The organism is Candidatus Koribacter versatilis Ellin345 (assembly GCF_000014005.1).
Taxonomy (GTDB): Bacteria; Acidobacteriota; Terriglobia; order Terriglobales; family Acidobacteriaceae; genus Korobacter; species Korobacter versatilis_A.
This window is the reverse complement of sequence record NC_008009.1, coordinates 5,090,980-5,115,313: the sequence shown is the minus strand read 5'-3', so window position 1 is coordinate 5,115,313 and position 24,334 is coordinate 5,090,980. Positions and strand designations below refer to the sequence as shown.

The following is a 24,334-nucleotide window of genomic DNA, read 5'->3' as shown; positions in this document are numbered from 1 at the left end:
TGCAGCCTGCAAAGCAAAGGGCGCAGCTCTCGCCGCGCCCCTGCAGTAGGAGGAGTTAGGCGTTGATCGCCATCCCATACACCGCGCTCACCGCATCCAGCATGGCTTCCGCTAGCGTTGGATGGGCGTGGATCACGGTCATCATGAAATCGGCCGTGGCTTCCAATTCGAGCATGGCAACCGCTTCGGCGACGAGTTCCGTAGCTTGCGGTCCGATGATGTGTACGCCGAGAATCTCGCCGTGCTTGGCGTCGGCGACGACCTTCACGAAGCCCTCGTGCTGGTTCACGATCGAGGCGCGCGAGTTGGCAGTGAAGGGGAATTTGCCGATCTTCACTTCGTGGCCGGCTTCCTTCGCCTGCGCCTCAGTGAGGCCGACGCTGCCGATCTCAGGATGGCAGTAGGTCGCGCCGGGCACGCGGTCTTTTCGCACCGGCTTGGTCGGTTTGCCGGCGATGTGTGCCACCGCGACCATGCCTTCCATCGCACCCGCGTGAGCAAGTTGTTGGAGGCCGAGCACGATATCGCCGATCGCGTAAACGCCCGGTTCCGTGGTCTGCATCCACTCGTTCACCGGCACAAAGCCGCGTTCGAGCTTGATGTTGGTCTTTTCGATGCCGACGCCCTCGGTGCGCGGTGCGCGGCCGATCGCGACCAAACACTTCTCGGCCTCGATGGATTCTTGCTTTCCGTCGACAGTGAACGTGACCTTTACACCAGTCTTTGTCTTCTCGAACTTGTCGGTCTTGGCGTTCACGTGGCAGTTGATGCCACGCTTCTTGTAGTTACGCAGCAATTCCTTCGAGACTTCTTCGTCTTCCACCGGAACGAGCCGCGGCAACATCTCGATGATCGTGCAGTCGGTGCCAAACGATTTGTAGATCGAGGCAAACTCCACGCCCACTGCGCCCGAGCCTATGACGACGAGCGACTTCGGAATCTCTTTCAGCGAGAGGATCTCGATGTTGGTGAGGATACGGTCGTCCGCCTGCAAGCCGGGCAACATGCGCGCTACCGATCCCGTAGAGAGCAGCACATTCTTCGCCTGCACGTTCTGCTTCTTGCCGTCGGCTTCCACTTCGACGCTATGAATGCCGCCCTTCGCCGGGCCGGTAAGACGTCCGAAGCCCGGGATCACCGTGACCTTGTTCTTTTTCATCAGGAACTGCAGGCCCTTGGCATGCTTGTCGATAATGGCCTGCTTACGCTCCTGGACTTTGCTCCAGTTCAGTTTCGGAGTTCCTAAACCTTCGATGCCGAACTCCTCGGCTTCCTTAATGTGGTCGTAAATCTCGGCATTGAAGAGCAGCGACTTGGTCGGGATGCACCCGACGTGCAGGCAAGTGCCGCCAAGCTTCGCGTCCTTTTCGATGAGGGCAGTTTTCAGTCCAAATTGGCCGGCGCGGATCGCGGCCGTATAACCGGCCGGGCCGCTGCCGATGATGACAACGTCATAAATTGTGTCTGGCAAGTGAGTAGCTCCATTAGACAGATGCGTGAGAGCGCGTCAGGGAACCAAAGATTGTAAATCAGGCGCGCGGACGGGAAAAGATCAGTGAGGTTTCGTTCCCGTAAGTAGCGGTAGGAGGGTGAGAATGCCCAGCAGAAAAATCACTGCTCCAAAGCCACGAAACATCACAGTCATGATGCGGGTATTCCGGGCGCGCCACTCGGGTGTTGGAGGCGCGTTGAAGTTGGGGTGGCGTTCGCGCAGCCTGGTCGTCCACGCGTTATAGCGTCTGGAGAGCGCGCCGCCCCAAATGATTAAGGCAAGTCCGCCTGCGAAATCAACAATGCCGAAAAACAAGCCCATGCCTGCGTCAAAGTCTAGCGCACTTCACTCATCAGTGAGAGCAGATTCCCCTCGGTGTCGCGGAAGAAGCACATCCACAGTTCGTGGTCGGGCATGCGGGCGATCATGTGCGGCTCATCCTCGAACTTCGCTCCCGAAGTTTTCATACGTTCGTACGTTGAGCGCAGGTCTGGAACTTTGAAATAAATGATGGAACTTGGGTGATCGAATTCCGGCTTCTCGGCGATGTCGAGCATAAGGCGAATGCCGCCGCAGTCGAAAAAGACGAGGTTCCCTGCAGAAAAGAGATGTTTGAGGCAGAGAACGTCGCGATAGAAAGCCGTAGCGCGGGCGGCGTCTTTCATGTTGATTGCGATTTGGCCGATGGCAGTGATTTCGCTCATAAATCCTCCTTGCAATGCGAGGTCAATATAGTTAGCATAGCTAACTAATTTGAAGCAAGCGGAAAAAGACGAAATTCTTCGCGTAGCCGACCGGCTGCACTCGGCTTCCATCCACCTGCTGCGTCGTTTGCGGGTGCGCGACCGGGAGAGCGGCATTGGGCCGGCGCAACTCTCCGCGCTCTCCGTGCTGGTGTTTGGAGGCCCGAAATCACTGGCGCAACTGGCCGAGATTGAGCAGGTTAAGCCGCCCACGATGAGCCGCATCGTTGCCGGATTAGAGCGCTCCAAACTCGTAAAAAGCCAGGTCGAGAAAGACGACGCGCGTCGTATTCGCATCGTGCCAACGGCGAAGGGCGAGCAGGTGATGTGGGATGGCCGCAAGCGAAGAGTCGAGACACTGGCCGAATTAATTGAGAATCTGTCGGCCAACGATGTTCAGAAACTCGGCGAGATCGCCGAGAAGATGGATGCAATCAGCCGCAAACTCTAACCGAGGATCTTCGCCACATCTTTCGCAAAGTAAGTCAAGATGATCGACGCCCCGGCGCGCTGAATGCTTTGCAACGATTCCAGCATTACGCGATCGTGATCGATCCAGTTGTTCTGCGCGGCGGCCTTGATCATGGCGTATTCGCCGCTGACCTGGTAAGCGGCGAGCGGCACGTCGTAACGTCGGCGCGCTTCCGAGATGACGTCAAGATAGGGCATCGCCGGCTTCACCATAATCATGTCTGCGCCCTCTTCAAGGTCGAGTTCGATTTCGATCATGGCTTCGCGGAGGTTAGCGCCATCCATTTGGTAAGAGCGGCGATCGCCGAAGGCAGGGGCTGAGTCCGCGGCTTCTCGGAATGGCCCGTAGAAGCCGGAAGCAAACTTCGCCGCATAGGCCAAGATCGGGATGTTCTCGAAGCCTTCATCGTCGAGAGCGTCGCGAATGGCGGCGACCCGGCCGTCCATCATGTCGCTGGGGGCAATGATATCCATGCCCGCGCGAGCCTGCGAGACGGCGGTCTTGGCCAGGATATCGAGTGATTCGTCGTTAAGAATTTCGTATTCATCCACGCCGCTCATCTGCGCAGTGGACGCCGCGCCGACGGAGCGGTTGGTGGCGGTCTTCTGCACAATACCGCAATGCCCGTGCGACATGTATTCGCAGAGACAAACGTCGCCCATCAGCAGCAAGCCTGGCACTTCGCGCTTAATTACACGCGCCGCCTGCTGCACGATGCCATCTTCAGCCCATGCGCCGGTTGCCTGCTCGTCCTTGCTCTCCGGAAGTCCGAACAAAATGACCGACGGAATGCCGAGCGATTTGACCTCTTGTGCTTCCTTCACTGCCTCGTCTACCGACAGATTGAAGACTCCCGGCATGGAGCGGACTTCTTTGCGCACGCCCTCACCCGGGCACACGAATAGCGGGTAAACGAACCCGGCCGGCGATAGGCGGGTCTCGCGAACCAGCGAACGGAAAGCTTCATTCTTGCGGAGGCGACGGGGACGGCTGATGGGAAAGCTCATAACAGCTAAAGTCTACACCCGCAAAATGGGCAGAATTGCGCGAAAACCGCGGTAGGGCATGCCCCAAAAGCGGTATGCCAGCGTGTAACATAGCGTAGGAAAACCAACGGTTTATGATCCCTCGGCCACTCACCCACTCCAGTGCCCCGGTCCTGGAATTCGAAGCGTTTCGCGAGTTGTTGCGCGGCTATGCGCAATCGGAACTCGGGTCGGCACGCGTCCGCGAACTGGCGCCGTCGGCCGATCGGGAGTGGATCGAGCGAGAACAGCAACTCGCATCCGAGATTCGAGGGTACATTCGTGCTGCCGGGCGCTTCGACTTCGTCGGACTGACCGATGCGACCAAGTTGATTCAGAAAGCCCGCATCCGTGGTGCCGCACTGGAGATGGACGAAATTCGCACCATCCTGCTACTCGCGGAACGCGCAGCAGAGTGGCGCGAGATCTTGATTTCGCCTCCCGTGATGCGCGAGCCTTGGAAGGCCGTGGAAGATCTCTCGAGTTCGCTCGCGGATTTTCGAGAATTCCTGCGCTACTTCAGCAACAAATTACTTCCGGACGGATCGCTCGACGATCGCGCCTCAAGCGAGTTGCATCGTATTCGGCGCGAGATCGAGCGGCAGAAGCGACACATCCAGAGCTCGTTGCAATCGTTCCTGCGGAAGTTGTCCGATGAAGGCACGGCGCAGGAAGAGTTGATCACGATTCGCGGCGACCGCTTCGTTATCCCGGTAAAGGCGGAGCAGAAGCGACGTGTGAATGGCGTGGTACACGGCGCCAGTTCAAGCGGCCAGACGGTGTTCGTGGAGCCCATGGAGACGATCGAGCAAAACAACGACCTAGTGCGGTTGCTGGAAGAAGAGCAGGAAGAGATTCGGCGCATTCTTGCCGAGATGTCGCGACGAATCGGGGAGCAGTCGGAAAACCTGCTCTTTGCGCTCTACGTACTGGCTGAGTTGGAGCTTCAATTTGCGAAGGCGAAGTTCGCACAAGAGTATGAGTGCGTCGCGGTAAAGTTCCTGGCGGATGGCGGCGAGGATGTTCTGGTACTCGAGAAAGCGCGGCATCCGCTACTCGAGCGTAATTTGCGACCCAAGGGGATCGCGGTTGTGCCGATGGCTATGCACATGGATGCTCGGCACCGCCAGATCATCATTAGCGGCCCAAATACAGGTGGCAAGACGGTGTCGCTCAAGACTTTGGGCTTGCTCGCATTGATCGCGCAAGCAGGCGTACCAGTTCCTGCGGACAGAGCGGAACTGCCGATTTTCAGCAGTGTTTTCGCTGACATCGGCGATTACCAGTCCATCGAGCAAAACCTTTCGACATTCTCGGCACACGTCACGAACATCGATCTCATCTCGCACACCGCCGGAGCAGATTCCTTGGTGCTGCTGGATGAACTTGGCTCTGCAACGGACCCGGAGGAAGGCGCGGCACTCGCGGTCGCCATTGCCGACTACTTCCGCCAGATCGGGTGCTTAAGCGTGATCTCGACCCACCATACGTCATTGAAGGTATACGCGGCCAACACGGAGGGTGTGTTAAATGCCGCCGTCGGCTTCGATGAGCAGACGCTGCAGCCGACGTATGAGTTGCGTGTGGGAGTGCCGGGCGCCTCAGCGGGTATCAACATTGCGAAGCGACTCGGGCTCAATTCGACAATCATCGAAGCGTCGAAACGACAGCTTAGCAATCAGGCACAGGATGTTGCGAAGTTCCTCGACCGCCTGCATGCCGAGCTTCGCGCAGCTTCTGATGAGCGTGCCTCCATCAAGCGAACCGAAGAGGAACTGGTGCGCGAGCGCAAGCGGCTTGAGGCAGAAGGCCAAAAAGAGCAGCGCGAGAAAATCCGCGACCTCGAAAAGAAGCTCGACGGGCTGCTCCACGACTTTGAGTACCAAGCGCGCGAGATGGTGCAGGCGGTGCAGGACCGTGCCGCACAACAAAAGCTGTCGAAAGATGCGGAACGCCGGATTGCAAAAATGCGCCGTGAGTTCCGAGAGCAGTTCGACAACAGTGTAGTGGCTCACGCCACCGGCGCTGACCAAGGCGATCCGAATGCCCGGCCGGAACTCGTGAAACACGTCTCCGAGGGTGACCGCGTAAAGCTGCGCTCCATGGGCCGCGAAGGCAAGGTGATTAAGCGGCTGGGGGCTGACCTGTTCGAAGTGGAAATCGGCGTGATGAAGATGAAGGTGCCGCGCGAGGACATAGCGGAGGTTACTTCTCGGCCGAGCGCGAATCCAGTCGCAGCGGCGCGTGCAAAAGGTGTAAGTGTTTCGCTCGTGAGCGACGACCTATCGTCGCCGATCGAGTTGAACGTCATCGGTCAGAACGTAGATGATGCGACGCGCGAGGTTGAGCGTTTCCTCGACAAAGCGTTTCTTGCAGGCATGGTGCAGGTGCGAATTGTGCACGGCAGCGGCATGGGGATCCTCCGCCGGGCGCTACGGACCTACCTCAAGCATCATCCGCACGTGTCGAACGTTGTCGAGCCTCCGCAGCAAGAGGGCGGGAACGGCGCCACGGTCGTCGAACTCAAGGTTTAGCCGCGTCGATCTACTCAATGATCCTTGTCACAATTGCGTGTGACGGCTGAACATTCTTCATACAAAAGTGTGACAGTCAGCAGGGAGTCCTGCCTGAAACAATCTACGCAGTATGGGTACTCGTCTTCCAGTCATCATTCAAGGCGGTATGGGCGCTGGCGTTTCAGGTTGGCGCCTGGCGCGCGCAGTTTCTTCCAAAGGACAACTTGGCGTGGTTTCCGGCACAGCCCTGGATGTGCTCATGGCACGCCGTCTGCAGGACGGTGATCAGGGCGGACATGTCCGCTTCGCTCTGAAGCATTTTCCGTCGCAGGAGATCGCGGCGCGAATCATTGACCGACACTTCATCGAAGGCGGGAAAGCTCCTGATGCGCCATACAAGCCTGTCCCAATGCATTCGCCGCGACCGAACAGTGAGCTCATTCAGCTGACGATCGCAGCGAACTTTGTAGAAATCTTCCTCGCGCGACACGGACATAAAAACCCTGTTGGCATCAACTACCTCGAAAAGCTGCAACTGCCGCACCTTCCTTCCATTTACGGAGCGATGCTCGCCGGCGTTGAGTACATTCTGATGGGCGCGGGAATCCCGCTGAAAATCCCCGGCGTGCTCGACGCCTTCGTGAATCATGGAGCAGCGGAGTATCCGCTGGCCGTCGCAGGTGCACAGGACGGTGACGATTTCAAAGCGACGTTTGATCCTCGCGAGTATCTCGACATCGACTTGCCGCCACTCACGCGACCGAAGTTCCTGCCAATTATTGCTTCCAACGTGCTCGCTCTCACGTTGATGAAGAAGGCGAACGGGCGTGTGGATGGATTCATCGTTGAAGGTCCCACTGCAGGCGGGCATAACGCGCCTCCGCGCGGGAAAATGCAATTTGACGCCGATGGCGAAGTCATCTACGGCGAACGCGATGCTGTTGATCTCGAGAAACTCCGCGCTCTTGGCCTGCCGTTCTGGCTAGCGGGCGGATACGGTTCGCCAGAGAAGCTGGAAGAAGCATTAGAGAACGGAGCCACGGGCGTCCAGGTCGGCACTCCGTTTGCATTGACCGACGAATCGGACTTGGAACCTGTGAGCAAGCGCGAACTTCTCCGCCAGGTTAGGGAGGGTACCGCGCAGGTGCGCACGGACGTCACCGCTTCGCCTACGGGCTTTCCCTTCAAAGTTGCGCAACTGTCGAATTCACAAACCAACACGGCAATTTACGAAGCGCGCGAACGCATCTGTGACCTCGGCTTTCTACGCGAAGGCTATCGCACGCTCACAGGAACGCTGGACTATCGCTGTGCCGCGGAACCGGAATACGTGTTCCTTGCAAAAGGTGGCGACATAGAACAGACGAAGGGCCGTAAGTGCCTTTGCAACGCGTTGGTAGCGAACATCGGAAAACCACAACTGCGTGCGGAAGGCCGTCTTGAGCCAACCCTGATCACCATGGGCAACGACCTCGTAGGAATCGGCAGATTCCTGCGTCCAGACCACGAAGGCTATTCGGCGGCTGACGTGATTCAGCACTTACTAACGGGCGTAGCGGCAGAGGCTATCGCTTAGTTTTCCACCGCTCTCCGCGTCAGAATCAGGATTTCCGCAGGTTTTCCACAGTGCGTGGCAGTCCATCTTTGCGTAACGCCGCGCCTTAAGCGCACACTCAAGTCCGTGGCCAATCCCGGCGATTTTGCATACGACTTGAAACAGCAGGCGGACATCGTTCGCGTGATCGGCGAATACGTCCAGCTGCGCAAGGCCGGGGCGCAGAATTACGCGGGCCTGTGCCCATTCCACAACGAAAAGTCACCGTCATTTTCCGTACATCAATCGCGCCAGTTCTTTCACTGTTTTGGCTGCGGAGCTTCGGGCGACGTCTTCACCTTCATTCAGAAAATTGAGAACATTACGTTCCCGGAAGCGGTTCGCTCGATCGCCCAAAAGCTTGGTGTGCCGATGCCGAAAGTGGAGTACGCATCGCCGCAGGAAGCGCGCGAAGCCAAGATGCGCGGCGCGCTTCTCGACGCCAACGAATTGGCATGTGCGTGGTTCCAGGAGCAACTTCGCAAGCCGGATGCGGCGCATGCGCGTGAGTATCTGAAGTCGCGCGGATTGGATGCGGAGACGGTCGAAAAGTTCCGCATCGGATTTGCGCCGGAGTCAGGCTTCCTGCTGCGCGACCGCATGAAAGGCGAGTTCAACGAAGAGATCCTGCGAGAGTCCGGCCTGTTCTCATGGAAGGAAGATGCGACTCGCGATTCTGAGTCCGCGAAGAGCGCACCGTCTGCTCTCTACGCCAAGTTTCGCAACCGCATCATGTTTCCCATCCGCAACGAACAGGGAAAAGTGATTGCGTTCACCGGACGCACGCTTGCGACGGACGAAAAGTCCGGACCGAAATATCTGAACTCGCCGGAGACGGCGATTTATTCGAAGTCGCGGGTGTTGTTCAATCTCAATCTCGCGAAGGAAGCCATCCGCGGATCGAAAGACGCGCCCGGCCTGGGCTACGCCATTCTCGTCGAGGGTCAGATGGATTGCATCTCGCTCTATCGCGAGGACGTCCACAACGTGATTGCCACCTCCGGCACGGCGTTCACGGAATTCCAGGCGAAACTGCTCGGTCGCTTTACCAAACAAGTCGTTGTCAACTTCGATCCCGATACCGCTGGCGCCGCGGCCGCCGAGCGGTCCCTCGCGCTCCTCGTCAGCGAGGATTTCCAAATTCGCGTACTCACTCTGGAGCCGGGTTTCGATCCCGATTTGTATATTCGCAAAAAAGGCCGTGAGGCCTATGCGTACGCACTGAAGCATTCGCAGAAATATTTCGATTACCTGATCGATCGTGCGCGCAAGCAGTATCCAACCGGAACTCCGGAAGGGAAGCTGAAGGCGGTGAACTATCTCCTACCGCACATCCAGCGGCTATCGAGCAAGCTCGTGCGCGACGAAATCGCGATGGACATTGCGCACAAATTGCAAATTGATTCGACGGTGCTGAAAGAAGAACTGCGCCACGTCGCCGGCAGTCGCACCGCGACTTCTGTGAAAGCCTCCGCGGCTCCGCAGATCACCCCGATCGAGAAGATGCTGATCCGGGCGTTGGCATCCTCGAACCAACTCGCAAAGGATCCCGTTTCCTCCCGTGAAGGCCAGGACCTCGACTTCGAGGCGGCGCGGCAGGTGCACTACGTCCTCGCGAACGAAACTCTTCACGCCGGTCTTCAAACGGAGCGGCTCATTGCAGCACTCCTGAAGGCGGTAGAAGACGGGAGCGATCCCATGACGCTGCCTCTCGGCGAAGGCGATCGCCGCACCCTCGCGACGATCCTCATGGGCGACACCGAGACGCTCACTCCTGAGGCAATGGAGGGTGCATTTGCGTCCCTGAGATTGCGCCGAATGAAAGCACGCCGCTCCGATTTGGTTGTCGAAATCACTGCCGCGGAGCGCAAAGGAGACTCCGCCGCGCTCGGCCGCCTTTCCTTGGAAAAAATGCAATTGGATCGGGAGATCAGGGAGTTGGACGAGGAATCGGGGTAGCTGCCAAGTCCCCGTTTCGCGTTGAGTTCAGATCGGAACCGATTTCCGGACCGCAACGCTAAGTTATTGATTTTTCTACCGAAACTTTCTCTCCGGCTCCGCCATCTAATCCTCAGGCCGCCATTCGTCGAGCGGCAAAGTGCCGCCATTCCCATTTAGTTCTGGGAGAAGGATGGGGTCTCTGATAAAATACGTAAGTTTCTGCTGTGCCGATACTTCCGGACTAAATTCCCCGAACCAACGAGCTGCGTTCGAGTGCGGAATCCGGAGATCGCCCCGCCGCAGGTTCCAGTATCAGCCGCGTCCGTTCCAGGACGCAAGCGAAGGGTTTTGCATTGGCTCTCGACGACAAGTACGACGATATCAAAAAACTGATTGATACCGGCAAGGAAAAGGGTTACCTGACGTACAGCGAGGTGAATGATCTCATCCCGCACGACGTTCACTCGCCCGACGATCTTGATGATCTCCTGACGACGATCGGTACGCAAGGCATTGACGTTCTCGAAGGTCCGGGAAAACTTCCCTCCGCCGCAGTTCTCGACAAGCGCTATGACGATGTCGAGGCCGGCGAAGAGGAGATGGAACTCGACCTCACTCCGGGAGCGCTCGAAAAGACGAATGACCCCGTGCGCATGTATTTGCGCGAAATGGGCACGGTACCGCTGCTGACACGTGAAGGCGAAGTTGAAATCGCCAAGCGTATCGAGCGCGGACAACTTCGCGTATTAAAAGCAATCTCGCGTTCTCCCATCGTCATTCGCGACATCATCGCGATTGGCGAAGACCTGAAGCGCGGCGTGCGCAGCATCAAGGAAATCGTGATCTTCGATGAAGAAGAAATCACGGATGAAGTCCTTGCTGCTCGCCTGAAAGACACCACCGGGCGCATCGATGAGCTGAACAAGCACTACAAGAAGAGTTCCCAGCTCGAGCAGAAGCTTGAAGAGATTGCTCCCGGCGGCGTTAAGGAAATCAAGGACAAGAAAAAAGCACGCGACGTGCGCAAGGTCCGTTGGACGCTGGGCCGCGAATTGGTCTCGATCTCGCGCATCATTCGCAAGATCAACTTCACCAACGTCGAACGCAAGCGCTTGATCGATCGCGTGAGCAAGACGGTCGAGAACCTGCGCATTCTCGAGCGCCAGGTTTCGCATCTCGAGCATCGTGCCAACGAAACGCGTTCGGAAGAGACGAAGAAAGAGCTCAAGAAGCAGAGCCGCACCCTTAAGGGCGACCTGGAGCGCATGGAGCAGGAGGCTGGCGTTTCCATCGCCGAGCTGAAGCGTACCCAGCGCGAAATTATCCAGGGAGACATGGATGCCGAGCAGGCGAAGAAGGAGCTCATCGAAGCTAACCTTCGACTCGTCGTCTCGATCGCGAAGAAGTACACCAACCGCGGACTCCAGTTCCTCGACCTCATCCAGGAAGGCAACATCGGCCTGATGAAAGCCGTGGACAAGTTCGAGTACCGCCGTGGCTACAAGTTCTCAACGTACGCCACGTGGTGGATTCGCCAGGCCATTACACGCGCGATTGCCGATCAGGCCCGCACCATCCGTATTCCGGTGCACATGATCGAAACCATCAACAAGCTCATCCGCACCTCGCGTCAACTGGTGCAGGAACTTGGGCGTGAACCGAGCAGCGAAGAAATCGCCAAGCGGATGGATATCCCCGTGGCGAAGGTCCGCAAAGTGCTGAAGATCGCACAGGAACCGATCTCGCTCGAAACACCGATCGGCGAAGAGGAAGATTCACACCTTGGCGATTTCATCGAGGACCGCTCGATGGTTTCGCCGGCCGAGGCCGTCATCAACGTGAACCTCAAGGACCAGACAGCCCAGGTCCTGCGCACGCTCACCGCGCGCGAAGAAAAGGTCATCAAGATGCGGTTCGGACTCGAAGACGGTTCAGAGCACACGCTCGAGGAAGTCGGCCAGTCGTTCGCCGTTACACGCGAACGCATCCGCCAAATCGAGGCGAAGGCGTTGCGCAAGCTGCGTCATCCGTCACGCTCGCGGAAGCTGCGGGCATTTCTCGATGGAGTGCGCGACTAGCTGAAATGTTTTGTAAATGCCCGGGCGAAAATGCCCGGGTTTTTCCATTTGGCACGAATCCCGTTGTCCGTTTGGGCATCCAACGCAAGGTGACCAACGTAAGCATGGGATTTATCCAGCTACAAACGCCACCCCCTTGCATTCATGCCGTAGAATAGGCCGATCAAGATGGACGCAGAGCCGATCAAAATGGATGTCGAAAAGACGATTACCGATATCGAAAAGCTGGAAGAGATCCACGCGCTGCCCGATACGCGCCCGATCACGATGAGCGACCGCGAAGTCGCCAACCGTATCCACGACGAGATCTACGCCAACAATCCATGGTTCAAGTTGTGGCAGCATTTTGGTGTCTCCAGCCGCACCGATCCGCCTTCGCTGAACCTGCCGCAACGCTAAGCTCGCAGCAAAATTCTGCACTAAGTGCTTTTCTCCCATGCTCTCGACCCGTGCCCTGTCGTACCATAAAGATTCACTTTGAACGCAGGTCCCCCACGAATGAAAGAGTTCTACATCTGTAATTGCGTCCAGCAGGAAAACAAAGTCATCACCTCGCAGTTCGTCGTTGTCTCCAAACAGATCAAGGCGAAGAAGAACGGTGAGCCCTACCTCGCGCTCACCTTGGGCGACCGTTCCGGTTCGGTGGACGCGAAGATGTGGGACAACGTCGAGGAGTTCCTCAACGCCTTCGAGCAGGATGACTTCGTCAAAGTGAAGGGGCTCATCAACAAGTACAACAACCGCTGGCAGCTCACCATTCACAAAATCCGCAAGATGGGCGATAGCGAAGTCGATTTCTCCGATTACTTGCCGAAGACATCCAAGGACATCGATCAGCTCTGGGCGAAGCTCGGCGAATTTGTCGAGACCATGCAGCAACCGCAGCTCAAGCAGTTGCTAAAGCTGTTCATGGCAGACGAGGAAATTTCGAAAGCCTATCGCGACGCACCCGCCGCCAAGACGCTGCATCATGCCTACATCGGTGGCTTGCTCGATCACGTCGTGTCATTGTTCTCGAGCTGCGATCTCATCGTGCGCAATTATCCGATGGTGAATCGCGACCTGCTCTTCACCGGCGTCTTCCTGCACGACATCGGCAAGATCCACGAGCTCACCTACGCGCGTTCGTTCGGCTACTCTACCGCCGGCCAGCTGCTCGGGCACATGATCATTGAGCTCGAAATGTTGCAAAAGAAGCTCGCGCTCATTCCAGATTTTCCGCCCGAACTGAAGATCCTGATCGAGCACCTCATCATCAGCCATCACGGCGAATACGAGTTCGGATCGCCGAAGCTGCCGATGTTCCCCGAGGCCCTCATGCTCCACTACATGGACGACCTCGATTCCAAAATGGAAGCCATGCGTGCGCAGTTCGAGCGTGAATCCGAGAACGAAAGCCCGTGGACGAGCTATAACAGTTCGCTCGCGCGCCCATTGCTTAACTCACGAAAGTTCCTCGAGAAGCCCAATCCGGTTGAAGAACCCGAGCCTGCGCCCGAAGAAAAGCCAGAGTTCGAGACAGAAACAATGGCCGCTACGGCCGCTGCGACTGAACCGGATAGCGTCTCTCAGAAGAGCCTGCTCGATCTCCAGTCACACTTTGCCGCAAAGAAGAATTCCATCTAGCTCGGCGGTCATGTCCGCCTGTGCGTTGCAACATACTTTGAGCATCTGGTAGAAAGGTGCCAACGCGTCCCTTTGCTCAATTGTTTCGCGATACGCAACAATTCAGGAGGGTTTTGAATGAGATCCAGGGTTCTCTCCCTAGCGTTGGCCACGTGTGTCTTGGCGTGGGGCGCAGGATGCAGCAAGAAGCCGGCGGACAATACAACCACCACAGCAAACCAGCAGGCAGGTCAGTCGGCTCCCGATAATTCTTCGCAGTCGCCTTCGGCGACACCCGGTTCACCCGCAGGCGGAACGGCTGCAGGAAACGCAGCGTCGGGTGGTGGCTCGAATGCCGGTGCGGGTTCCACCGCCGCTCAGCAATCGCCTGCACAACCCGCGGCGCCGCAGGTCATCACCATCCCGCAGGGCACAATCGTGAGCGTGCACGTCGGCCAGACCATCACCTCCAAGCACAGCCACTCCGGTGACCAGTTCACCGCAACTCTTGCAGAGCCCATTGTTGTCGGCAACCAGACCGTCGCCGATACCGGTGCGGAAGCCACTGGCACGGTTGTCGAAGCCGTGCCGCTCGGCAAATTCAAGGGCGGCGCTAAGCTCCGTCTTTCACTGGATGCAATCACCATGCACGGTCAGCGTTATCCCGTGCATACCTCATCTGTCGAACACACCAAGAAGGGCAAGGGCAAACGCACCGCCGGCATGATCGGTGGTGGAGCTGGCTTGGGCGCAATCATCGGAGGCATCGCCGGTGGCGGCAAAGGCGCGGCGATCGGCGCTCTCGCCGGTGGCGGCGCTGGCACAGCCGGAGCAGCCTTCACCGGCAATAAGGACCTCACAATTCCCGCAGAAACCGTTCTGAGTTTTAAGTTGCTCCAGTCGGTGGACGTGCAGTAGGTTCCGTTTTCGCAAGAAAGCCTGGCTGAGTGGCCGGGCTTTTTGCTGCGCGTAAAATCATGCGCATGGCCCTTAACTTCGACGAGTTCGAATTCCTCTCCTTCGATTGCTACGGCACTCTGATCAACTGGGAGAAGGGAATTCTCGGCGTACTCCAGCCAATCCTCCAATCACACGCCGTCGTATTGAGTGACGACGCGGCCCTCGCGGTCTATGGCGAGATCGAACCGAAGCTACAGCGCCCGTACCGGCGCTATCGCGATGTCCTGCGCGACGTCGTCCGCGAGTTCGGCAAGCGCACCGGATTCGTTGCGACGGAAGAGGAGATGGATTCGCTGCCCCAATCTCTTAAGGATTGGCATCCCTATGAAGACACGGTTGCAGCGCTCGGTCGGCTGAAGAAGAAATATAAGCTGGTCATACTTTCAAATATCGATGACCATCTATTTGCCGCCAGCGCCAAGCATCTGCAAGTGAAGTTCGATGCCGTGATCACCGCGGAGCAGGTGAAATCCTACAAGCCCGACCACGCCCATTGGATCGAGATGCTGCATCGCTGCAAGACGGTGCCGCAGCGCGTGCTGCACGTCGGACAAAGCATCTATCACGATGTTGTGCCCGGCAAGGCCATGGGATTCAAGACCATATGGGTACACCGCGCTCCCGGCTATGGAGCGACGCGTCCCGCCCACGAGGAGCCCGATCTCGAGGTAAAAAGCTTGAAAGAATTAGCAGATCTCGCCGGAGCCTGATTACGCCGCGATTTTCGTTCGGCTGGTAAAGGCTTCCACGGCCTCGCGTAGCTGCCGCGCCGACACATCCTCAATTTGAACGATGTCGTTCAGCACGTTGCTCACATCCACCGCCAGCAAGTTGTCCTGGATCGCTCGCAGCAGCAGGCGGTGCAGCACACCGTACTCTGAAATGAGAAATGGCAACTTAAAGCCCTGCTTCCGCCGCGTTCGTCCGTGTTCCGCGGAACGCCCTAGGCGCGATGTAGGTGCGCTGCCGCCTTCCAGCGTACCGATCAGTTCCCCCACCAACATGGGAACGCTGTCGATGAGTTCCTGGTCATCGAGTTCCAGCGCCGCAACTTCTTTCAGCTTGCGCATCTCGTCCACGAAGTCGTGCACGATATCTCCTGAGCTCTCGCGCAGGATTGTTGCTACCGGTTTCTTCGGCATCGGACGATGCGGCTCTCGATGTCGCAGCTTGTCCTCGATCACTTGTACGAGATCTTCTATGTTCGCTGGTTTTACCGCGTAGTCATCCACTTGGCTTCGGATCGCTTCCAGCGCCGTTTCGAACGCCGGATAGCCGGTGAGGATGATCGTGACCGCTTCCGGCTGTGTCCGCCGCATGGCGCTTACGACGGTGAACCCATCGCCAGGCATACCGATGTTCAAATCAGCGATAAGAACCTCGAAGCGGTCTTCGTTGATTGCAGTCAGCGCGTCCGTCACGCTGCCTTCGGTGCGAACGTCGAACCCGTGCATCTGGAGAATGGCCGGGAGGGTCAGACGAATGCTCGCCTCGTCGTCCACGAAGAGAATTCGCGCTTTAGACATACCCGGCTCCCGTACCGCCAAATCAGACCGGTCTACTGGTTGACTGGAATCTTGATGATCTTCTTTTGGATCGCGTAGGTCACCAGTTGCGCCTTGTTGTGAATATCGAGTTTGCGCATCAGGTTGAACTTGTGCGCTTCCACGGTCTTCACACTGAGGCCCAACAGTACCGCGATCTCCTTCACTGAGTTGCCTTCTGCAAGCAGCTTGAGAATCTCGCGCTCGCGCGGGGTAAGAGTAGAGATGCGAGGCCGCAGCTTGGCATCGCGCACTCGCGCGCGGAAGTCTTCCACCAGCTTGCCAAGCACTTGCGAGCTAAGGTACTTGCCGCCTTTGTACACGTCGCGAACTGCGGTCACGAGTTGTGGAGCTGGCGTGTCCTTCAGCACATATCCGGCAGCGCCAACTTCCAGGCACTGCACCAGGTAGTCTTCGTCCTCATACATGGTGAGAAAGAGGATTTTTGTCTCCGGACGGTTCTTCTTGATATGTCGCGCCGCTTCGAACGAAGAAAGTCCGGGCATGCCGATGTCCATCAGGACCACGTCGGGGCGGAGTTCGCGGGCTTTTTCCACCGCGTCGCCGGCGTCCGGCGATTCGCCAACCACTTCAAAGTCGCTTTCGCCTTCCAGCAAACGGCGTACGCCCTGCCGGAACAGCGTGTGATCGTCAACCAGCAAACAGCGCATTTTTGCCATTTCCCACCTTCTGAACCCTGACTAATTCGCACCCTTCGCGTGTACTTCTCCGGAGCCCGGAACTAAGGTCAACCCGCGGTCGTGCCAATCACCCGCCGACGCCGCCGGTACCGTGACTTCAATACGAGTCCCAGCGCCTTCGTCGTTACGCGATGCAGGCCCGACCTTCAATGTTCCTTCCAGCGTCGTTATCCGCTCACGCATGCCGGCAAGTCCAAAAGAACGCCGGCCCGGGTTCGGTTTCTGGGATTGCTTAATACCAACCCCATCATCTTCGATGCACAATTTGACTAAGCCGCCATCCCTGCGAAGCTGGATCGTTACGGTAGTCGCGTGCGCATGCTTGGCAACGTTGTGAAGTGCTTCCTGTACAACACGATAGACCGCTGTCTCCGTGACCGGAGAAAGCCGCCCAACGTTATCGCCTACCGATACTTTTGCCTTCACCCCGGCACTCTTGGCCAAATCCTTGGCCTCCTTGCGGATGGCCGCAATCAACCCGAGTTCCTGGAGTACCAATGGTGAGAGTCTCCCGATAATTCGCCGGATGCCCTCTATGGTTCGATCCACAACCTCCAGCGTCTCGTGAATCTTCGTCTTCGCGGTCCGCGTAGTGACCGTCGCCTCCAGCATCCCGAGATACAGACGGATCACCATCAGCGCCTGGCCAGTCTCATCATGCAGTTCGCGGCTAATGCGTTTGCGTTCTTCTTCCTGCGCGCGCAACAGATATCCCGAGAGTTCCGCGATCCTAGCCTCGCGCTCACGCAACGCCTCGGTCATACCAGCGCGCTGAATCGCCAGCGCCGACCTATCCGCTATCGCCCGCAACAATTCATGCTCAGTTGGTAGCCAGACATAGGGCTTCGCGAAGCCGATCAGCATTACGCCGATGACTTTTTCCCCTGCCTTCAGCGGCACTCCCCAAAGCGCTTGTGCCTTATCGCGGCAAAACGGGTTCAATCTCCCATGCGATTCCGTGATGTCTGGCAGGATCCCAGGCTCACCGGTCTGTGCGATGTGCCCGCTGAATCCGTGCCCAAATTCGATTTCCAGGTTCTCAATCTCATCTCCGAAGCCTACGTTCGCCCTAGCGCGCAGTACTGGCGCATCAGCGTCGCGGAGCAGGATCACGCCGAGGGAGGCACGAAATGATTCCGTCGTCACCTGCAGCACTCGATTTAGTAAAGCGCTCAAGTTTGGCGCTGTGAGTTCGGCGTCGAGTACCGCGAGCAGGGTTGCTGCCTCGGCTTTCTGCGCGTCGAAATAGGCGTTCGAAACCGCGACGTAGGTCGCCGACGAAAACCGGTCCAATGCTGCGATCACCTCGCCCAGTCGCTCGACCTCGAACATCTGGTGAACATACGGGTCGAGCAATTCGAGATAGATGTCCAGCGCCTGCGACACCACCCGGATGTCCACCTGCAGCTTTGCGAGCCGCTTGCCGTAGTAGCTGGTGTTCTCCTCAAACGTATGGATGTTGTCGTGGCAGAACAGCCGGAACCCTGTGCCGATTGTCAGTCGCTCCAGTGCCGCCATTGCCCGCCCATCGAGCTGGAACTCCGCGAACATGCGGTTGCGCCAGTTTGTGCGAATGGCCGAGAAGTGCGGCTGCAGCGCCTTCGACACCTCATTAACGACAGCGCGTTGCGATTCCTTGATGGGCAGTAACGCGGGCATCCGGACTCCTAGACCCTGTACGTGTTGATGCGCTGGAAGTTACAGGAGGATGGATAACCACCTAATTACTAGCAGGACGAAGCGTGGCATGTCGTATTCTAGCCCGAAACCCTACTCTGTAAGGCGAATCCCTCATGAAAAGTTTATAGAATAGTAAATTCAGAGTCTCTGGATTGGGCTCAGCGCCTCCATACTTTACAATCATTAATTCCCATGTTGCGCTTCCAGACAGCAGGAGAGTCTCACGGCGAGGCACTCGTCGCCACCCTCACCGGAGTACCGGCGGGGTTGCCGATTGACCAGGCATTCCTTGATCGCGAGCTTTGGCGCCGGCAACAAGGTTTCGGCCGTGGTGGCCGCATGAAGATCGAGCGCGACACCGCCCACATCCTCTCCGGTGTGCACCATGGCAAAACCATCGGCTCGCCCATCGCTATCCTCATCCGGAACAACGATTGGAAGAACTGGCAGGAATCGCTGCCGGTGGAAGAAGGCGATTCGGCGAAGCACAAGCCAGTAAAGTCGCCGCGTCCCGGACATGCCGACCTCGCTGGTGCTCTGAAGTACAACTTCCCGGAAGCGCGATACGTGCTGGAACGCGCTTCCGCTCGTGAAACTACAGCCCGAGTTGCTGCTGGCGCAATCGCCAAGCTGCTCCTCCGCCAGATTGGCGCTGATGTCCTGAGCCATGTCATCGCCGTCGGTACCGCTCGTCTGGAGAACACCGAAGTCCAGTGGGAGAAACTCGTCGAGCTCGCACAGCGCGACAACGTTCTGTTGGGATGCGTGGACCCTGAAGCCGAGCAGCGCATGAAGGAGCAGGTTGACCAGGTGCTCCGCACTGGCGATACCGTCGGCGGAGTCTTCGAGGTCGTAGCCCATAATCTTCCTCCGGGACTCGGAACCTACGTCGAGTGGGACCGTCGTCTCGACGGACTGCTCGCGATGGCCGTCATGTCGCTGCAAGCAGTCAAAGCCGTGGAGATCGGCGAAGGCGTGAGTGTTGCCGCAACCTTCGGTTCCGGTGCGCAGGACGAGATTGGATACGAGCGCGAGCACGAGAGTAAGTTCACCGGCTTTACCCGGACGTCGAACCATGCTGGTGGCATCGAAGGCGGTGTATCGAACGGCCAAGACATTCTGGTGCGCGGATACCTGAAACCGATCTCGACGTTGCGTCGTCCGCTCGGCTCGGTGGACTTCGCGACGCGCGAGCCACTGAAGGCAGCCTACGAGCGCTCCGATGTTTGCGTAGTTCCCGCCGCGGGAATTGCCGCAGAAGCTATGGTCGCCATCACGCTTGCCGGTTGCGCGCTCGAAAAGTTTGGCGGAGACTCCCTTGTAGAATTCAAACGTAACTACGAAGGGTATTGCCAACAATTGCAGAGTTTCTGATACAGAAGAAATGACCTATCCCATCGTAAAACTTGGCGACCCCGTGCTGGAGCGCCCCGCCGCAGCGGTCACGGAATTTGACGACGGCTTAAAAAAACTCGTCGAAGACATGTTCGAATCCATGTATGACGCGCATGGCGTCGGTCTCGCTGCCCCCCAGATCGGCATTGGCAAGCGCATCGCCGTCGTGGACGTCACTTTCAAGGAAGATCCCAACGCCAAGCTGGTGCTCATCAATCCGGAGATCATCCTCACCGACGGCCGCCAGACCTCGCAGGAAGGCTGCCTCAGCATCCCCGATTTCCGTGAGAAGGTCACTCGCGCCCGCCGCGTTACGGTGAAAGCGCAGGACCTCACCGGCAAATGGTTCGAGCACACTGGCGAAGACCTGCTCGCGCGCGCCTTCCTCCACGAAACCGATCATCTCAACGGCAAGCTCTACATCTCGCACGTCTCGGCATTGAAGCGCGATCTGATCAAGCGCAAAGTAAAAAAGCTGATCAAAGCCGGCGAGTGGCACTAAGCCAGTCCTCCCACGAATCCGGGTGCCCCGTCCTTATCGCGTAGCGACAGGGCGGGGACTCTCTCCTTTGTCTACACAATCCCACTCCTGAAACTTCACACATCTTTACCGCGCCACCCGCGAGCCTCTGGACTAGAATCGCGTCCGAGAGGCACGATCATGAAACTCCGCCTGCTTGTCGTGCTATGCGTGCTCACGTCGATTATGAGTGCGCAGAATTTCCCGATGGAGGCGAAGGTCTCCAGTCTGCAGTTCCACACGGCGCGCACGAGTGATGACGCCCTCGCTACCGCGCTAGAGATCATGTTCCGCAATCGCGCCGTTTGTTGTAGCAAAGAGTCGTCGCTCGTAGACGTAGTCGCGCGCGCGAATCCCGCCAACTTGCAAGACGTCGCAACCAAACTGCAAGGACGCCACGTGCTCGGCGATGGCCGCCCCATCCAGGTCAGCGCAACCTTTTATCCCACGACCCCGACCAACGGATCCTTGCCGGCAAGCAGCTACATACTTTCCACGTTGCTGTCCGATCATCCGCTGTTGATGCAATGGAAAGGAAAGCTCTACGTTGTCCACGGCGCCAACTACACTCAGCAGGTCATCAACTCCGATAGTGTACGGAGCGCTCTCGACATCATCGACACGCTTTTCCTATTCGAGCCAGTCACCGGTGAGCAAACCACGTTCAATCGTGTAAGCGACAACTGGAACGAAGTGCAGGGCGTGCTCGCAGTCTCCGCAACGTGGAGCAGCAGCTAAAACCTACGTCTCTCCACTCCCCTTGCACTTCTACAACAGTTGGGTATATCTTCTTGTAGAAGCGATAGGGGAACTTCATGCCATCTCGATCCATTGATCTTCCGCAAGGCACGCTGGACCTGCTCATCCTCCGCACTCTCTCGCTGGAACCGCTTCACGGCTGGGCCGTTTCCGAACGCATCCAGCAGATCTCCAGCGACGTCTTGCAGGTGCAGCAGGGCTCGCTTTATCCGGCGTTGCACCGCCTGGAGCGTCGAGGCTGGATCAAGGCTCGCTGGGGTACATCCGAGAACAATCGCAAAGCTAAGTTCTACGAACTCACCAAGGCCGGACGCCGCCAACTTGAGATCGAACAGGACGCCTGGGCGAAGCTGACCGCAGCCGTGAGCCAGGTCCTCGGAACTGCATAGGAGGTGTCGCGTGTTTCTGAATGACATGCTCTTCCGGCTGCGCGCGCTTTTCCGTCGCAATGCCGGCGATAGGGAACTCGATGACGAGTTGCGCTTCCACCTCGAACGACAGACCGCGAAATATGTAAAGTCGGGAATGAGCGAAGCCGAAGCTGCGCGTCGTGCCCGGCTGGAGTTTGGCGGACTCGATCAGGTCAAAGAAGAGTGTCACGAAGCGCGCGGCATCAGCTTCATCGAGACGCTGCTCCAGGACACGCGTTACGCCATTCGCACTCTGCTCCGTGCACCCGCGTTTACCGCTTGCGCCGTCCTGACGCTGGCCCTCGGCATCGGCGCCAACACGGCGATCTTCAGCGTAGTCAATAGTGTTTTGCTCAATCCGCTCGGATACCCCGATCCGCAGGAACTGCTGGCGGCCCGTCAGAATGAAGCGCTCGCGAATCTAGCGGACATGCAGCGTCAGACCCACGCTTTTTCCAGCAGCGGCGGCGTCAACATCAATCCCATGGACTTCACCGGCCAAGGTGAGCCCGTGCGCATTCACGCCGCCTTTGTGGATGCCGGCCTCTTCCCAACCCTCGGCGTCCAGCCCATGTTGGGCCGTTGGATCTCACCCGATGAAGATGTGAAAGGCGGTCCACGGAACGCCGTGGTGAGCTACGCGTTCTGGCGCGACTTCCTCGGTAGCGACCCGCATGTCCTGGGCAAGACGATCGGACTCGGCGGCAGCAGTTACGCCGTCATCGGCGTGATGCCCAAAGATTTCACCCTGCCGAAAGAATTAGCCGATGTCTTCCTCTCGTTGTGGGTCGCGTACCCCGAGGCTGCTCCCGAGCGCGGCGTCCACTTCCTGCACACTTACTGGCGACTAAAGCCCGGCGTCACCATCCAGCAGGCGCAAGCCGAAATCACCCAGGCCGACCACCGTCTCGCCGAGGCTTTCCCCGACACCGAAAAAGAACGCGGCACCGTTCTCGTGCCGCTGCACGAGTCGCTCGTAGGCGACGTCCGCCCCGCGTTGCTGGTTCTGTTCGGAGCAGTTGGCCTTGTGCTGCTGATTGCCTGCGCGAACTTCGCAATGCTGCTGATGGCCCGTGCTGTGTCGCGTCAGCGTGAGCTGATGATCCGCGCCTCGCTGGGCGCGCGCAACAGTCGCCTGATTCGCCAGCGCCTCACCGAGAGCACGCTGTTGGCGCTCGTCGGCGGAGCTGCCGGCCTGGTGGTTGCGAAACTCGGCGCAACGGTGTTGCTCGCCATGAAACCCGCGGCACTCCGTCACTTCGGCGCCATTCACATGGACGCCCGCGTCTTCCTCTTCGTCTTCGCCGTCTCGCTGCTCACCGGCCTCGTCTTCGGACTCATGCCGGCCTGGTCCTCATCGCGCGGAGATATTTCTGAAGCCCTGCGCGAGAACGCTCGCACCGCCACGGCTTCGCGCAGTCCGTTGCGCAGTTTCCTGGTCACCGCGGAACTCGCGCTGGCGCTCATTCTGCTGGCTGGCGCGGGATTGCTGATCAAAGGCTTCCTCCGCTTGCGGTCGGTAGATCCCGGATTCAATCCGTCGAACGTTATGACGATGTACCTTCAGCTGCCGGGCACGCGCTATCCCAAGATTCCGTCGCAGAACGTTTTCCGCCGTGAGTTGCTTGCGCGAATCAACGCCTTCCCCGGTGTCGAGGCCGCGATGATCACCGATCTCCCCTTGGCAGGAAATTATGTCGCTCACCGCGTGGTGGTCAACGGCCAGCCGGCTCCCGCGCTCGGCGCCGAACCCATGGTGCAGGTGCTGTCGGTGATGGGAAATTATTTCGGCGTCATGCAAACTCCCCTTCGTGCCGGACGCGACTTCACCCCCACCGACCGCGAAGGTCAACCGAGGGTAGCGATCGTCAACCAGGCATTCGTGCGCCAGCTTCTTCCCGGCCAGGACCCCATCGGTACGCGCATCAACTGGGCGAGGGCTGATGATCCTAACGACTGGTTCACCATCGTCGGCGTTGTCGGCGACGTGAAGCATGACGGACTGAACCAGCCCGTCGATCCTGCCATGTACTCTCCGTTCAGCCAGAATGACGAAGCGTGGCGCAAGTGGATGACCCTCGTCATCCGCACCCGCGTCCCGGCAGCGGCGCTCGTCGAGGACGTGAAGAAGCAGGTCTGGAGCCTCGATAGCCAGATCCCGGTCAGCAGCATTCAATCCATGGACGACCTGTTGGCGGTCTCCGTCGCGCAGGAGCGCTTCAACATGTTGTTGCTCGGCATGTTTGCTGCGCTCGCAGTGGCGCTCGCGGGAGTGGGCATCTACGGCATGGTTGCGTACCGCGTCAATCAGCGCACCCACGAGATCGGCGTTTACATCGCGCTGGGCGCGCAGCATCGCGATGTCCTGCGTCTGGTGATGAAGGACGGCGTGAAGCTCGCGCTGATCGGCATTGGGTGCGGGCTTGCGGGCGCAGCCGCATTAACGCGGCTGATGGTGAGCTTGTTGTTTGAAGTAAAGCCCACCGATCCCGTAACCCTGATTGGCGTAGCGTTGCTGCTGGCGGCCGTCGCAATGCTGGCGTGCTACATCCCGGCACGCCGTGCGCTAGGCATTCATCCGATGACCGCACTGCGTCACGAATAAGTTTTGTTTTTTTGTATCGTGGTCAGCCGGCGAAAATGTTTCAGGCTCTCTTGTCATCCTGAGCGGAGTCGCGCGTAGCGCGACGGAGTCGAAGGACCCCTATTTTCGCGAAAATGCAGTCCGGGGAAACACCCCCGAAACACCTAAAACTACCCGTAAAACCCGAAGTTATACTTCGGTTAACACACACTCGCAACCGCATGGTTCCTGACGATTTACAGGATCATGCCATTTTCTGTCACTCATCCAGCCCCCGGCTTTTTTTTCAAAACCACGGTAAACCGCGACCCTGGC

General features: G+C 58.2%; 20 protein-coding genes. 14 read left to right on the top strand and 6 right to left on the bottom strand.

Annotation, left to right across the window (positions count from 1 at the left end):
* Window positions 1–55 precede the first annotated feature (55 nt).
* The gene (gene lpdA / locus ACID345_RS22375; protein WP_011525101.1) at window positions 56–1,471 is read right to left on the bottom strand and encodes a dihydrolipoyl dehydrogenase; all 1,416 of its coding nucleotides are present in this window, start codon (window positions 1,469–1,471) and stop codon (window positions 56–58) included.
* A 356-nt stretch (window positions 1,472–1,827) separates the two neighbouring features.
* A complete protein-coding gene (locus ACID345_RS22365) occupies window positions 1,828–2,196 on the bottom strand; it encodes a VOC family protein (RefSeq protein ID WP_011525099.1) in 369 nt (122 codons plus the stop codon).
* Window positions 2,197–2,245: 49 nt separating this feature from the next.
* On the opposite strand from ACID345_RS22365, the gene ACID345_RS22360 reads away from it, so the two are divergent.
* Complete coding sequence (locus ACID345_RS22360; protein WP_011525098.1) at window positions 2,246–2,686, top strand: MarR family winged helix-turn-helix transcriptional regulator; 441 nt, start codon at window positions 2,246–2,248, stop codon at window positions 2,684–2,686.
* Here ACID345_RS22360 and hemB read toward each other — a convergent pair.
* Entirely contained in the window at window positions 2,683–3,714 is a 1,032-nt protein-coding gene (gene hemB, locus ACID345_RS22355; RefSeq protein WP_011525097.1) for a porphobilinogen synthase, read from the bottom strand. The two genes, ACID345_RS22360 and hemB, sit on opposite strands and share 4 nt — an antisense overlap.
* A gap of 113 nt (window positions 3,715–3,827) precedes the next feature.
* Here hemB and ACID345_RS22350 point away from each other — a divergent pair, with 113 nt between their 5' ends.
* The 8 genes from ACID345_RS22350 to ACID345_RS22315 all read left to right on the top strand — a co-directional run bounded on the left by ACID345_RS22350 (window position 3,828) and on the right by ACID345_RS22315 (window position 15,136).
* Window positions 3,828–6,266 (top strand): endonuclease MutS2, encoded by a 2,439-nt coding sequence (locus ACID345_RS22350; protein ID WP_011525096.1) that lies wholly within the window; start codon window positions 3,828–3,830, stop codon window positions 6,264–6,266.
* Between the two features lie 112 nt (window positions 6,267–6,378).
* Entirely contained in the window at window positions 6,379–7,824 is a 1,446-nt protein-coding gene (locus ACID345_RS22345) for a nitronate monooxygenase (RefSeq protein ID WP_011525095.1), read from the top strand.
* Window positions 7,825–7,878: 54 nt separating this feature from the next.
* Window positions 7,879–9,801, top strand: a complete 1,923-nt coding sequence (gene dnaG / locus ACID345_RS22340; RefSeq protein ID WP_011525094.1) for a DNA primase — start codon at window positions 7,879–7,881, stop codon at window positions 9,799–9,801.
* A gap of 335 nt (window positions 9,802–10,136) precedes the next feature.
* Window positions 10,137–11,861: an RNA polymerase sigma factor RpoD gene (rpoD, locus tag ACID345_RS22335; RefSeq protein WP_011525093.1), complete on the top strand. Its 1,725-nt coding sequence runs from the start codon at window positions 10,137–10,139 to the stop codon at window positions 11,859–11,861.
* A 168-nt stretch (window positions 11,862–12,029) separates the two neighbouring features.
* Window positions 12,030–12,260 (top strand): hypothetical protein, encoded by a 231-nt coding sequence (locus ACID345_RS22330; protein WP_011525092.1) that lies wholly within the window; start codon window positions 12,030–12,032, stop codon window positions 12,258–12,260.
* Between the two features lie 99 nt (window positions 12,261–12,359).
* Complete coding sequence (locus ACID345_RS22325; protein WP_011525091.1) at window positions 12,360–13,487, top strand: 3'-5' exoribonuclease YhaM family protein; 1,128 nt, start codon at window positions 12,360–12,362, stop codon at window positions 13,485–13,487.
* 117 nt (window positions 13,488–13,604) lie between these two features.
* A complete protein-coding gene (locus ACID345_RS22320) occupies window positions 13,605–14,384 on the top strand; it encodes a hypothetical protein (RefSeq protein WP_011525090.1) in 780 nt (259 codons plus the stop codon).
* A 59-nt stretch (window positions 14,385–14,443) separates the two neighbouring features.
* On the top strand, window positions 14,444–15,136 hold the full coding sequence (locus tag ACID345_RS22315; protein ID WP_011525089.1) for an HAD-IA family hydrolase: 693 nt from the start codon (window positions 14,444–14,446) through the stop codon (window positions 15,134–15,136).
* On the opposite strand, the gene ACID345_RS26000 is transcribed toward ACID345_RS22315, so the two are convergent.
* From ACID345_RS26000 to ACID345_RS22300, 3 genes are read right to left on the bottom strand one after another with little or no spacing between them, the layout of a single operon-like run.
* Window positions 15,137–15,952 (bottom strand): response regulator, encoded by an 816-nt coding sequence (locus ACID345_RS26000; protein WP_011525088.1) that lies wholly within the window; start codon window positions 15,950–15,952, stop codon window positions 15,137–15,139. It abuts the gene before it with no gap.
* Window positions 15,953–15,984: 32 nt separating this feature from the next.
* Window positions 15,985–16,650 (bottom strand): response regulator, encoded by a 666-nt coding sequence (locus ACID345_RS22305; protein WP_148210223.1) that lies wholly within the window; start codon window positions 16,648–16,650, stop codon window positions 15,985–15,987.
* Between the two features lie 21 nt (window positions 16,651–16,671).
* Window positions 16,672–18,330 (bottom strand): GAF domain-containing sensor histidine kinase, encoded by a 1,659-nt coding sequence (locus ACID345_RS22300; RefSeq protein WP_011525086.1) that lies wholly within the window; start codon window positions 18,328–18,330, stop codon window positions 16,672–16,674.
* 213 nt (window positions 18,331–18,543) lie between these two features.
* Between ACID345_RS22300 and aroC the strand changes: the two genes are divergently transcribed.
* The 5 genes from aroC to ACID345_RS22275 all read left to right on the top strand — a co-directional run bounded on the left by aroC (window position 18,544) and on the right by ACID345_RS22275 (window position 24,040).
* On the top strand, window positions 18,544–19,725 hold the full coding sequence (gene aroC / locus ACID345_RS22295; protein ID WP_011525085.1) for a chorismate synthase: 1,182 nt from the start codon (window positions 18,544–18,546) through the stop codon (window positions 19,723–19,725).
* Window positions 19,726–19,735: 10 nt separating this feature from the next.
* Window positions 19,736–20,248: a peptide deformylase gene (gene def / locus ACID345_RS22290; RefSeq protein WP_011525084.1), complete on the top strand. Its 513-nt coding sequence runs from the start codon at window positions 19,736–19,738 to the stop codon at window positions 20,246–20,248.
* Window positions 20,249–20,407: 159 nt separating this feature from the next.
* The gene (locus tag ACID345_RS22285) at window positions 20,408–21,004 is read left to right on the top strand and encodes a hypothetical protein (RefSeq protein WP_011525083.1); all 597 of its coding nucleotides are present in this window, start codon (window positions 20,408–20,410) and stop codon (window positions 21,002–21,004) included.
* 77 nt (window positions 21,005–21,081) lie between these two features.
* The gene (locus ACID345_RS22280; RefSeq protein ID WP_011525082.1) at window positions 21,082–21,414 is read left to right on the top strand and encodes a PadR family transcriptional regulator; all 333 of its coding nucleotides are present in this window, start codon (window positions 21,082–21,084) and stop codon (window positions 21,412–21,414) included.
* Between the two features lie 10 nt (window positions 21,415–21,424).
* Window positions 21,425–24,040 carry an ABC transporter permease gene (locus ACID345_RS22275; protein ID WP_011525081.1) on the top strand — a complete coding sequence of 872 codons (2,616 nt, stop codon included), beginning with the start codon at window positions 21,425–21,427 and terminating at the stop codon, window positions 24,038–24,040.
* Window positions 24,041–24,334: the final 294 nt, after the last annotated feature.